This is a genomic window from Citrobacter sp. Cpo109 (assembly GCF_030332565.1).
Lineage (GTDB): Bacteria > Pseudomonadota > Gammaproteobacteria > Enterobacterales > Enterobacteriaceae > Citrobacter > Citrobacter portucalensis.
In genome coordinates this window covers 397,734-409,418 of record NZ_JAOWHQ010000057.1, presented here as the reverse complement: position 1 = coordinate 409,418, position 11,685 = coordinate 397,734, and the positions used below count along the sequence as shown (strand labels likewise).

The 11,685-nt window shown below is 49.3% G+C and carries 12 protein-coding genes; 9 read left to right on the top strand and 3 right to left on the bottom strand.

The window, feature by feature from the left end; genetic code table 11:
• Positions 1–10: 10 nt before the first annotated feature.
• Positions 11–1,159, top strand: a complete 1,149-nt coding sequence (gene cfa, locus OGY71_RS12810) for a cyclopropane fatty acyl phospholipid synthase (RefSeq protein WP_003832753.1) — start codon at positions 11–13, stop codon at positions 1,157–1,159.
• A gap of 41 nt (positions 1,160–1,200) precedes the next feature.
• On the opposite strand, the gene OGY71_RS12805 is transcribed toward cfa, so the two are convergent.
• Positions 1,201–1,848 carry a riboflavin synthase gene (locus OGY71_RS12805; protein ID WP_003832752.1) on the bottom strand — a complete coding sequence of 216 codons (648 nt, stop codon included), beginning with the start codon at positions 1,846–1,848 and terminating at the stop codon, positions 1,201–1,203.
• Between the two features lie 217 nt (positions 1,849–2,065).
• On the opposite strand from OGY71_RS12805, the gene mdtK reads away from it, so the two are divergent.
• Complete coding sequence (gene mdtK, locus OGY71_RS12800; protein WP_126956299.1) at positions 2,066–3,439, top strand: multidrug efflux MATE transporter MdtK; 1,374 nt, start codon at positions 2,066–2,068, stop codon at positions 3,437–3,439.
• 37 nt (positions 3,440–3,476) lie between these two features.
• Here the strand turns inward: mdtK and OGY71_RS12795 are convergent, their stop codons facing one another.
• Positions 3,477–4,175 (bottom strand): RluA family pseudouridine synthase, encoded by a 699-nt coding sequence (locus OGY71_RS12795; protein WP_286613385.1) that lies wholly within the window; start codon positions 4,173–4,175, stop codon positions 3,477–3,479.
• A gap of 129 nt (positions 4,176–4,304) precedes the next feature.
• On the opposite strand from OGY71_RS12795, the gene OGY71_RS12790 reads away from it, so the two are divergent.
• The 7 genes from OGY71_RS12790 to OGY71_RS12760 all read left to right on the top strand — a co-directional run bounded on the left by OGY71_RS12790 (position 4,305) and on the right by OGY71_RS12760 (position 10,700).
• Complete coding sequence (locus OGY71_RS12790; RefSeq protein ID WP_257661693.1) at positions 4,305–5,096, top strand: PhzF family phenazine biosynthesis protein; 792 nt, start codon at positions 4,305–4,307, stop codon at positions 5,094–5,096.
• A 36-nt stretch (positions 5,097–5,132) separates the two neighbouring features.
• Positions 5,133–5,441 (top strand): monooxygenase, encoded by a 309-nt coding sequence (locus OGY71_RS12785; RefSeq protein WP_003832746.1) that lies wholly within the window; start codon positions 5,133–5,135, stop codon positions 5,439–5,441.
• Between the two features lie 247 nt (positions 5,442–5,688).
• Positions 5,689–6,084, top strand: a complete 396-nt coding sequence (locus tag OGY71_RS12780; RefSeq protein ID WP_003832744.1) for a RidA family protein — start codon at positions 5,689–5,691, stop codon at positions 6,082–6,084.
• A gap of 27 nt (positions 6,085–6,111) precedes the next feature.
• Positions 6,112–7,080 (top strand): threo-3-hydroxy-L-aspartate ammonia-lyase, encoded by a 969-nt coding sequence (locus OGY71_RS12775; protein ID WP_003832743.1) that lies wholly within the window; start codon positions 6,112–6,114, stop codon positions 7,078–7,080.
• Between the two features lie 127 nt (positions 7,081–7,207).
• On the top strand, positions 7,208–7,849 hold the full coding sequence (locus tag OGY71_RS12770) for a helix-turn-helix transcriptional regulator (protein ID WP_008784655.1): 642 nt from the start codon (positions 7,208–7,210) through the stop codon (positions 7,847–7,849).
• Positions 7,850–8,259: 410 nt separating this feature from the next.
• On the top strand, positions 8,260–8,754 hold the full coding sequence (locus tag OGY71_RS12765) for a putative pterin-binding protein (protein WP_003832739.1): 495 nt from the start codon (positions 8,260–8,262) through the stop codon (positions 8,752–8,754).
• 17 nt (positions 8,755–8,771) lie between these two features.
• Positions 8,772–10,700 (top strand): putative bifunctional diguanylate cyclase/phosphodiesterase, encoded by a 1,929-nt coding sequence (locus OGY71_RS12760; RefSeq protein WP_126956289.1) that lies wholly within the window; start codon positions 8,772–8,774, stop codon positions 10,698–10,700.
• 12 nt (positions 10,701–10,712) lie between these two features.
• Here OGY71_RS12760 and OGY71_RS12755 read toward each other — a convergent pair whose 3' ends face one another.
• A complete protein-coding gene (locus OGY71_RS12755; RefSeq protein WP_003832735.1) occupies positions 10,713–11,672 on the bottom strand; it encodes a YbgA family protein in 960 nt (319 codons plus the stop codon).
• Positions 11,673–11,685: the final 13 nt, after the last annotated feature.

Genomic DNA, 11,685 nt, shown 5'->3' with positions numbered 1-11,685 from the left:
TGGAGAAGCTATGAGTTCATCATGTATAGAAGACGTCAGCGTACCGGATGATGACTGGTACCGCATTACCAATGAATTATTGAGCCGTGCAGGCATTGCCATTAATGGCCCTGCACCGGCTGATATTCGAGTAAAGAACCCCGATTTTTTCAAACGCGTATTGCAGGAAGGATCGTTAGGGTTGGGTGAAAGTTATATGGATGGCTGGTGGGAATGCGACCGGCTGGACATGTTTTTTAGTAAAGTCTTGCGTGCCGGTCTTGAAAACCAACTCCCCCGCCACTTTAAAGATACGCTACGTATCGCCACGGCTCGCCTGTTCAATTTACAGACCAAAAAACGTGCGTGGATGGTCGGCAAAGAACATTACGATTTGGGCAACGATCTCTTTACCCGCATGCTTGACCCCTATATGCAGTATTCCTGCGCCTACTGGAAAGATGCCAACACTCTGGAATCTGCCCAACAGGCGAAGCTCAAAATGATTGCTGAAAAATTGCAACTGAAGCCAGGAATGCGGGTGCTTGATATTGGCTGTGGCTGGGGTGGTTTATCCCAGTTTATGGCATCGCAATATGGTGTGAGCGTGGTGGGTGTGACCATTTCGGCAGAACAGCAGAAAATGGCACAGGAACGTTGCGCTGGGCTGGATGTCACCATTTTGCTGCAGGATTATCGCGACCTGAACGACAAATTCGACCGCATTGTCTCCGTCGGCATGTTTGAACATGTTGGACCGAAGAACTACGCCACCTATTTTGAGGTGGTCGATCGTAATTTAAAACCGGATGGTCTCTTTTTACTGCACAGCATCGGCTCCAAAAAAACCGACAATAACGTTGATCCGTGGATCAATAAGTATATCTTCCCAAACGGGTGTTTGCCGTCAGTTCGCCAGATTGCCAACGCCAGCGAACCGCATTTTGTGATGGAAGACTGGCATAATTTTGGCGCGGATTACGACACGACGCTGATGGCATGGCACGAGCGTTTCATGAACTCCTGGCCTGAAATCGCCGATAACTATACCGAACGTTTCAAACGGATGTTCAGCTATTATCTGAACGCCTGCGCCGGGGCGTTTCGTGCTCGTGACATTCAGCTATGGCAAGTGGTATTTTCCCGCGGTGTTGAACACGGTCTGCGCGTTCCCCGCTAATCGTTTTCGCCCCCGTAGCAACGGGGGCTTTACTCTCAGGCTTAGGCTCCCGCTTCGCCCGTTATGTTGCTGATGGCGCTTTCACGCGCCGCCAGGACACGTTCAACGGTATCAACCACCGCCTGCGTTTGGGGATCGATTTCGATATTAACCCGCGCGCCCAGCTTTTTCTTGCCAAGCGTAGTACGCTCCAGCGTTTCCGGAATCAAATGCACACAAAAACGCGTCGGCGTCACTTCACCGACCGTCAGACTGATACCGTCAATACCAATAAATCCTTTGTACAGGATATATTTCATCAGCGACGGATCCTGGACTTTAAACCACACCTGACGGTTATTCTCCGAGGTCAGAATTTTCGACACTTCGGCAGTGGTCATAATATGGCCCGACATTAAATGTCCGCCAATCTCATCACTGAATTTTGCCGCACGTTCAACGTTAACCAAATCTCCGACCTTCAGATCGCCCAGGTTGGTGATACGCAGCGTTTCTTTCATCAGGTCGAAGCTTATCTGGTTACCGTTAATTTCGGTGACCGTCAGGCAGCACCCATTGTGGGCAACCGATGCGCCGGTCTCCAGCGCATCCAGCATATATTCAGGCAACTCCACAACATGCGTACGAAAATTTGGTTTTTCATCAATGGACACCAATTTTGCGGTGCCCTGCACAATACCCGTAAACATACTTCCTACTCCTGAACTCAATTAAGACATCTCTGCACAGCACAATAGCAGGTGGAAATTCAGGTTGCCAGCAATGCGCCACCAGCGCCTGTTTTTTCACTGGAGAATTACGTATTCCTCGCTACAATAGACTGAAATTTCCCCTGCTTTTTCTCCTTGCTGCCATATAAGGCGGCTTTTTTAGTCTCTCAAATAACAACAATATAGTGGTGTACACGTGCAAAAGTATGTAAGTGAAGCGCGTCAGTTATTAGCTCTGGCAATTCCGGTGATTCTTGCGCAAATCGCTCAAACCGCAATGGGATTCGTTGATACCGTCATGGCGGGCGGATACAGCGCGACGGATATGGCGGCAGTCGCCATTGGTACTTCCATCTGGCTACCGGCCATTCTGTTTGGTCACGGACTACTGCTGGCGTTGACGCCGGTAATTGCGCAACTCAATGGTTCCGGACGCCGCGACCGTATCGCCCATCAAATACGTCAGGGCTTCTGGCTGGCGGGCAGCGTCTCCGTGCTGATTATGGTTGTGCTATGGAATGCGGGGTACATTATTCGCTCCATGCATAACATTGACCCAGCGCTGGCAGATAAAGCCGTTGGTTACCTGCGTGCCCTGCTGTGGGGCGCACCGGGTTATCTGTTCTTCCAGGTGGCCCGTAACCAGTGCGAAGGATTAGCCAAGACTAAACCAGCGATGGTGATGGGCTTTCTCGGCCTGCTGGTGAACATTCCGGTCAACTACGTTTTCATCTATGGGCATTTAGGCATGCCGGAACTGGGCGGCGTAGGTTGTGGTGTGGCAACAGCAGCAGTTTATTGGGTGATGTTTATCGCCATGCTTTCTTACGTCAAACGTGCGCGTTCGATGCGCGATATCCGTAATGAGCGTGGTTTCCAGAAACCTGACACTGCAGTAATGAAGCGTCTGGTACAGCTGGGTTTACCTATCGCGCTGGCGTTATTTTTCGAAGTAACGCTGTTTGCGGTGGTCGCGCTGCTGGTTTCCCCGCTGGGGATTGTCGACGTAGCCGGACACCAGATCGCACTGAACTTCAGTTCGTTAATGTTCGTCCTGCCAATGTCTCTGGCTGCCGCCGTCACCATTCGTGTCGGTTATCGTCTGGGCCAGGGTTCGACGCTGGATGCGCAAACTGCAGCCAGAACGGGTCTGGGTGTTGGTGTCTGCATGGCTGTCGTAACGGCGATTTTCACCGTGACATTCCGCGAGCATATTGCCCTGCTCTATAACAATAACCCGGAAGTTGTCGCCCTGGCGGCTCAGCTCATGTTACTGGCCGCGGTGTATCAAATTTCGGACTCTATCCAGGTTATTGGCAGCGGGATCCTGCGTGGTTATAAAGATACGCGTTCCATTTTCTTTATTACCTTTACGGCATACTGGGTGCTGGGTCTGCCGAGCGGTTATATTCTGGCGCTTACCGATCTGGTAGTTGACCGGATGGGACCAGCGGGATTCTGGATGGGCTTTATTATCGGCCTGACCTCTGCGGCGATACTGATGATGCTGCGGATGCGGTTTCTACAACGCCAGCCGTCAGCGGTTATTTTACAACGCGCTGCGCGATAACCTCATAAAAGCCGCCGCCAGGCGGCTTTTTTTCGCCTCAAAACGGGCTGTCATTTTTGGCGTTCATCCACGCTTCACTAATGGGATGCCTGAAATGCAGTTCACTGGCATGCAGCATCAATCGCGGCGTTTGTTCAGTGCCAGGCAGCAAACGCCCGCCATACAAATCACATCCTAAAATGGGATGTCCTAACTGCTGACAATGGATCCGTAGTTGATGGGTGCGCCCGGTTTCAGGGGTCAGTTGTACCCGCGTCAAGGGGAGCTGCGTCCCCTCTTCCTGACGATGATAAAAGCGCTCGACAACCTGATAGCGCGAGCGTGCGGGTTTGCCGTTGAGAGCACAAATCGACATCAATGGAAACAGCGCCGGGTCTTTAGCAATCGCTGCATCGATAACCCCTTCGTCGTTTTCCAGATGCCCGCATAACAGCGCGCTGTACACCTTAGTGACCGTACGCTGGCTGAACTGCTGGCAAAGCGCGGCGTTGATAGCCTTGTTACGAGCGACCACCATCAGCCCAGAAGTGCCGAAATCAAGCCGATGTACCAGCGTGCAGCTAGGGTAAATCTGTACCAGCCGGTGATGTACCGAATCGAGATTCTGCGGATTTTTGCCCGACAGGCTAAGCAACCCGCTGGGTTTATTAATGAGCAACAGATGCTCGTCCTGATAGAGGGTCTCTATCTCGTCATGGCAAGGCGGGGCAATAAAGGTATCGAGGATCGTAGACATCAGGCGGCCAGAATGAGGTGTGGGAACGGATGATAACGAATTTTCACCACAGTGGCGAATCTGAGCATTGACCCAATGGCTGGCATGGTAGAGTGTGATTTATCCTGAGTGCGATGAGAGGGTTACTCTGTGCAACAAATCAATTTTTACATGGTGGATGCCTTTACCACCACGACGTTTGGCGGGAATGCCGCAGCAGTCTGTCCGCTCACGGACTGGTTGCCCGATGAAACATTATTAAAGATGGCGCAGCAGCATAACCAGTCAGAAACCGCTTTTTTTGTCACCGATGAGAATGGTTTTGAGCTGCGTTGGTTTACCACTCAGGGTGAAATCAATCTTTGTGGGCATGCCACGCTTGCCGCCGCGCATGTCATCTTTGAACATCTGGATTACCCGGATACGAAAATCCAATTTGCTACCCGCTTTGTGGGACCGCTGACGGTCACGCGCTGCGGTGAATGGCTGACGCTTGATTTTCCAGCCTGGCCAAGCGAATCTGCCGTGCCGCCAGCTTTACTGCTGGAAACATTAGGCATCACCGAATACAAAGAGGTGCGTGTGGCAAGAGATTACATGGTGGTGCTGGAAAATCAACAGCAGGTTGAGGCTGTGCGCCCAAACATCCACGCCATGCTGCCGCTGGGAAAAATGGTATGCATCACCGCGCCGGGTGACGGGGAATACGATTTTGTCAGCCGTTTCTTTTGCCCGGGTGAAGCCGTCGCGGAAGACCCGGTCACAGGCTCGGCACATAGCATGCTGATCCCTTACTGGGCTGGAAAACTGAATAAAACACAGATGCTGGCACGCCAGGTCTCTGAACGCGGCGGGGATTTACGCTGTCAGTTAGCAGGAACGCGTGTTTATATCAGTGGGCAGGCGATAACTTATCTGACCGGTGAAGTGCTGTTGCGCTAGCGGCCTTACCCAAAATAACCAATCCATGGAGGATTTATGTCGAACAAACTCGTGCAGATACACTTTGATTTTCATGGTCCGTTTGGGGCTGAGATGTCGAATCAGCTCGTTGAACTGGCCGAATCAATCAACCAGGAGCCGGGGTTCATCTGGAAAATCTGGACCGAGAACGAAGCAAATCACGAAGCGGGTGGCATCTACCTGTTCCAGAACGAAGACACCGCTCAGGCCTATATCAAAAAGCATACCGCCCGCCTGAAGCACCTGGGTGTGGAAGAAGTAACGTTCAAAATCTTCGATATCAATGAACCGTTAAGTAAAATTAACCACGGTCATATCAGCTAAACTTTTGCCTTAGACGCCCCTCCCGGGGCGTTTCTTCATTTCCCCCGGCTTTCCCCTCATCAAAAGCGATCCCCCTCTTTCGTCACCTCGCGATTGCGCTATAGCGTGTGCCAAGTTTGCAATAGTTCACAAAATCATCACTCGCGAAAACTATCTCTAGCAGGAAGTGGCATAAAGGCGTATAAAATAATACAAACAGTATTATTTTATACAAAATGAATCACAAACTGCGACTGGAGATTCTCATATGACCGCGGACATTACACTGAACTCATCTGCTGGAAGCTTCCCGCCAGCAGGTCATTACTCGCACAGTACAACGGCTGGCGGATTCGTCTTCATTTCCGGGCAGTTGCCGGTCACTTTCGACGGCGAGAAAAAAGCGGATGCCTCTTTTGAAGATCAAACCCGGCTGGTACTCAAGAATATTGATGCTTGTCTGGCTGGTGCTGGGGCATCACGTCAGCATCTGGTGTCTGTTCGCGTCTATGTGACGGATATGAACCAGTGGCCGACGTTTAACAAAATCTATGGAGAGTGGATCGGCGATTTCCGTCCATCCCGTGCAGTAGCAGGTGTTGCGGAACTTCATTATGGTTTTGCGCTGGAAGTTGAAGCTATTGCGTTGGCCCCGCAAGCGTGACGTTTAACAACATACAGGTGAACAACAATGACTGAAATGACACTGCCTGATTATAACGATGTTGCCGCTGCGGCAGAGCGCATCGCAGATTATGCTAACAAAACGCCGGTGATGACCTCCCGAACGGTTAACGAAGAATTTGGCGCGGAAGTCTTCTTTAAGTGCGAAAACTTCCAGAGAATGGGCGCCTTCAAATTTCGCGGCGCTATGAATGCGCTACGCCAGTTCACCCCACAACAACGCGCTGCGGGCGTCGTGACGTTTTCTTCCGGCAACCATGCACAGGCCATTGCCCTGTCGGCAAAGTTGTTGGGCATTCCAGCAACAATTATCATGCCGCATGATGCCCCGGCGGCCAAAGTTGCGGCGACGAAAGGCTATGGCGGAAAAGTGGTAACTTACGATCGCTATACTGAAGATCGTGAAAAAATTGGTCGGGACCTGGCAGAGAAACAGGGGTTAACGCTGATTCCCCCTTATGACCATCCGCACGTGATCGCAGGCCAGGGCACCGCCACAAAAGAGCTGATTGAAGAAGTGGGTCAGTTAGACGCCCTTTTCGTGTGTCTGGGCGGTGGCGGCCTGCTCTCAGGATCCGCCCTGGCGGCCAGACATCTGTCTCCTGACTGCATCATCTATGGTGTCGAACCTGAGGCGGGTAACGATGGTCAACAGTCGTTCCGAAGTGGAAAAATAGTTCATATCGATACTCCCAAAACCATTGCTGACGGTGCTCAGACTCAACATCTCGGGAACTATACGTTTCAGATTATCAAGCAAAACGTGAACGATATTCTGACTGTTTCAGACGCTGAGTTAGTTGCCTCAATGAAATTTATCGCTGAACGCATGAAAATCGTCGTAGAGCCGACCGGGTGTCTGGGTTTTGCTGCCGCCAGAGCGCGTAAAGCTGAACTTCGCGGCAAGAAAATCGGCATTATCATCAGCGGCGGAAACGTGGATATCAGTCGCTACAGTGAATTTCTGGCCGGATGATAAACAGGGTATCTGCCATGCAGATACCCTACTTTTACTGTCTGTACACTCCCGTCTGGAAAAACGCTCCCAGGTCACTGTAAACTGCTCGCAATCATGGCAACAGACATCACCGCAGGAGACTGGCATGCCAAAAACCGACAATAACTCGCTTCTCAGCCAAATTGATACTATCGCCAGGGGATTGAGTGAGACCTTCTCTCCGTTTTGCGAAGTGGTGGTTCATGACCTCAAAAATCCTGAACATGCCATTTTGTCCATCCATAATAATCTGTCCGGACGTCAACCCGGCCAGCCAGCAACCGAGCTTGGCCTGGCGAGAATCGCATCACCTGACTTTCCCAGCATCATTGCGAACTACAGTAATCAGTTTGCCGATGGCCGCCCGGTGAAAAGTACCTCCATTGGCATCAAGGACGAAGACGGCAAATACGTAGCGGCACTTTGCCTGAATGTCGATATGACGCTGTTCCGTGGTATGCAGAGTGCTCTTGCGCGTTTTACTGAAACTGAAAATTCCCCCATTAAGGAACATATCGATCCCGGCAGTAATGAAGTCATCCGCCAGCGTATTGATGACTTTGCCGCTAAACGCGCGACGACGGCCCGAGCCCTTAAACCTCAAGACCGTAAGCTGCTGATTCAACAATTACGCCAGGACGGTTTGCTGAACGTACGCAAATCTATGGACACAGTAGCGCAGCATCTGGGCGTATCGAGGGCCACCGCCTATCTGTATGCCCGCCAGTCAGCTCAGGCGGGTGAATAAACGGGTTCAGATAGACCACACTTGCCGCGTATAGAATTTCTGTCCTTGATTACCGACACGAAGCGTTCCCGCTCCACTAAAGGCGGCTTCGTGCCCGATATAGTTACCTACCAGTAAACAACCAAATCCAGCCGCAGTGAAAAAATAAACCTTTATTTTCGTGCGTATTTATTGGCACTGAGTAAATAGATGATTTATTTTTGTACATACATAGTGAAATTTAGCTTTACTCAAATAACACACCAGCATTTTTAATGCACCACAGCAGAACAGACAACAAATAACCCACTGATTTAAAAGAGTTAAAAAGCCATTGAAGTTATTACACCAATAATACCCATGCAATATATATAAATAGCGTGATATCTAAATTATAATTCTTTAACATCCGGCTGATTGGTGAGGTAAGAATGCGGTTAATGGTCATGTTGGTAAGCTTTGTACTCTCCACCCAGCTATGGGCAGGTGAACTTTCCAGGCCCACCGGTAAAGTGCTTTTAACGCTGTCGGGTAATATTGAAAATACAAATGCAGACGGGAAAGCCGTTTTTGATACCGCCAGCCTTGAGAAGCTGGGCATGGTCAGTTTCCAGACCACCTCCCCCTGGTATAATGGGCGCACTACCTTTACGGGTATTCCGCTACAAAAGCTCATGGATTATGTCGGGGCTAACGGCTCTGTTGTTAAGGTCACTGCACTCAATGACTACACCACCGTAATCCCTCTTAGTGATTTCAAAAAATACAATGCTATCCTTGCGTTAAAAATCAACGGAAAATATATGCGCATCCGTGACAAAGGCCCGTTATTCATTGTGTACCCCTATGACAGCATGCCAGAACTGAATAATCAGATTTATTATTCAAGGTCTGCATGGCAGGTCAGTAGTATGGATATTGAGTAAGCGTTCAGGGGAACATCATGAACAGAATACTGGCTGGCATCATCTTTTTTCTTTTTATATCTACCGGGTATATCTCTTTCCTCGTGCATGAACGGCAACAAGAGTTACAGAAACTGACTCACTACACCGATTCCTGGTCTGCTGCTCAGCTGGTATCACAATATTACCGATTTGAATCGTTGCTTGGTCTTTACACTATCGATGATACGATGAATCTCGATGATGTACGCATGCGCCTCGACATTATGCTTAGCCAGAGTGATTTGATAAAAGAAGGAGACCTGGGGCGCTACATCGAAAGCAATATAGCCCACCGTGAACTGGCGGTAAAACTTGAAAATACCCTTAGTTTTCTGGATGTTAATCTAGAGAAAATGAACCGTTTAGCACTCCAGGCTTATCTGAAAAAAATGCATACTCTGGATGCGCCACTGGGTCGTCTTTCATCTGGTGCGTTAAACAAAGATGTTAACTCGATCAATAACGCCAACCAAAAAATTCAGACGCTGTACTATATTTATTCTGCAACCTCTGTGCTGCTGATAATACTGAGTGCGATTCTGGGCGTGCTCATTTTCTATCAAAACAGAAATATTCTGCGGGCGCACCTGCAGGTCAAGAGTCTTGCCGAAGAACTGCAGAAATCTAAAGAAAAACTGCAAATGCAGAATGCTAAACTGGAATATGACGTCTACCATGACTCTCTTACCGAGATGAATAACCGTCAGCTATTCTGGAGCGATTTAAATAAAACAATTGAGAGAGCAGAAAAAAATCACGATTCTGTGACTGTGATGTTGTTTGATTTAGATCGATTCAAAGAAGTAAATGATACGTATGGTCATGATGCCGGTGATATGTTGCTACGCCAGATATCTGACCGACTGGTTTCGATGAGCCTTACCTCGGATACGCTGTATCGCCTGGGTGGAGATGAATTTGCGTTTCTCTCAAGCGGCCTGACAGAAAGCCACGCCGTTTCGCGCGCCCAGAAAATATGTGAATTTATCAGCCAGCCCTACACTATTTATAACACGATTATCAACATAACCACCTGTGTTGGCATTGTTATCTCAGACACTGAACGTCGTTCCGACTATCTTTATAAATTTGCCGATCTGGCCCTTTATGAAGCCAAAGGTGAAGGCTCTGGTAAGATAAAAGTCTTCCGACAACGAATGTTAGAAAAGCTACAAGAAAGCAGAACGCTTGAGCATGATATGGCATTGGCAATAGTGAACAAAGAATTCGTGGTTTATTATCAGCCTATTGTTGACTCCTTCAGCCAGGAAATTTATAGCTATGAAGCCCTAATTCGTTGGCTCCATCCTCTAAAGGGCCTCCTGTCGCCGGATAACTTTATTCCTGTTGCTGAAAAAACCGGAATGATTAATGAGATGGGGAAAGCTGTGCTTGAAATTGCCTGCCGGGAAGCGGCTTGTTGGGCGGTTCCGGCTAAAATTTCAGTGAATGTCTCTCCTGTCCAGCTAAGCAGCAAAGCCTTTGTCGGTATCGTACTGTCTATTCTGAAAGAAACTGGACTCCCAGCCGATCGTCTTGAACTGGAAGTAACAGAATCCTCTCTCTTCACTGAGAGTACCACGCCGATGAACACACTTAACAAACTCAGAGCCATGGGTGTAAAAATCTCCATCGATGATTTTGGCACCGGATATTCTTCCCTTTCGCGCCTGAGCAGGCTTGCCTTCGATAAAATTAAAATAGACAAGTCGTTTGTCCATTCAATATCCACACAGGAAGATGCACTTAATATCATCAAACTGATCACCGGCATGGCGAAATCCCTCAATATGAAGGCTGTTGCTGAAGGTGTTGAAACGCAGGAACAACTAAAAAGCCTTCAGGCGCTGGGCTGCGATTTCGCCCAAGGATATCTGTTTGGTAAACCTCAGCCTTGTATCGATGAGAAAATCAGAAACGGTTGAATCGCTCTCAGACTATTTGATCATCAACCGTAGCGCTAAATCATTCGGATAAGGATCAAAATAGTTCTGGGTAAGCAGATAGCTGTCTGGGTATTCAGCCAGATAGTGCTTGAGTAGCGTCAGAGGCGCCAATATTGGCAGCAGCCCACCGCTATAGTTGAGGATAACGTCACGTAACTCTCCGCGCTGGCGGGTGTTCAACCGTTCGCGGAAGTAGCCCTGGATATGCATCAGTACGTTGGTGTGATTTTTCCGTGAGGCGGGCTTTTTGAGGATTGTCATGAGCTTTTCACGATAGACAACGAAAAAAGCGTCCAAATCATCCCACTGGTGAAGCGAGGCTACGAATGGGCCGATTTCCCGGTAACCGGCCTGGTGATGAGCCAGAAGCTGGAGCTTATAGCGACTGTGAAAGTTGAGTAAGCCATGGCGAGTAAGACCATTGGCCCGCAGCCTATTAAGCTCATGCAATGCGAACACGCGTTCGACAAAGTTCTCCCTCAGCACCGGATCGTGCAAGCGGCCATCTTCTTCGACTGGCAACCACGGGTAGGTTTCCATTAATGCGCCAGTAAACAGACCAGTCCCTTCTTTTCGCCCACGATTTCCCTTCTCGTCATACAGTCTCACTCTTTCCATACCGCAACTCGGTGATTTAGCACAGACGATAAAACCCGAGAGGCCACCAAGTCCCTGAAGATATGAGTTGGCGAAATCGGACATTTTATCGGTTACATCCTCACCAGGCGCATGGCTAAAACAGATGCGGACATTCCCTTGGGCGGTTTGAACCAGACGCAACGCGGGACGTGGTACAGGCAAACCGATAGACATCTCAGGGCAGACAGGTTTGAAAGTCACCCACTGAGCCAGCTCGTCCATCACAAACCCCATCCGTTTATGCCCACCGTCGAATCGCACGGCTGAACCAGTTAAACATCCACTAATCCCGATGACAGGCTGATTGTTCATAACGACCCCCTCG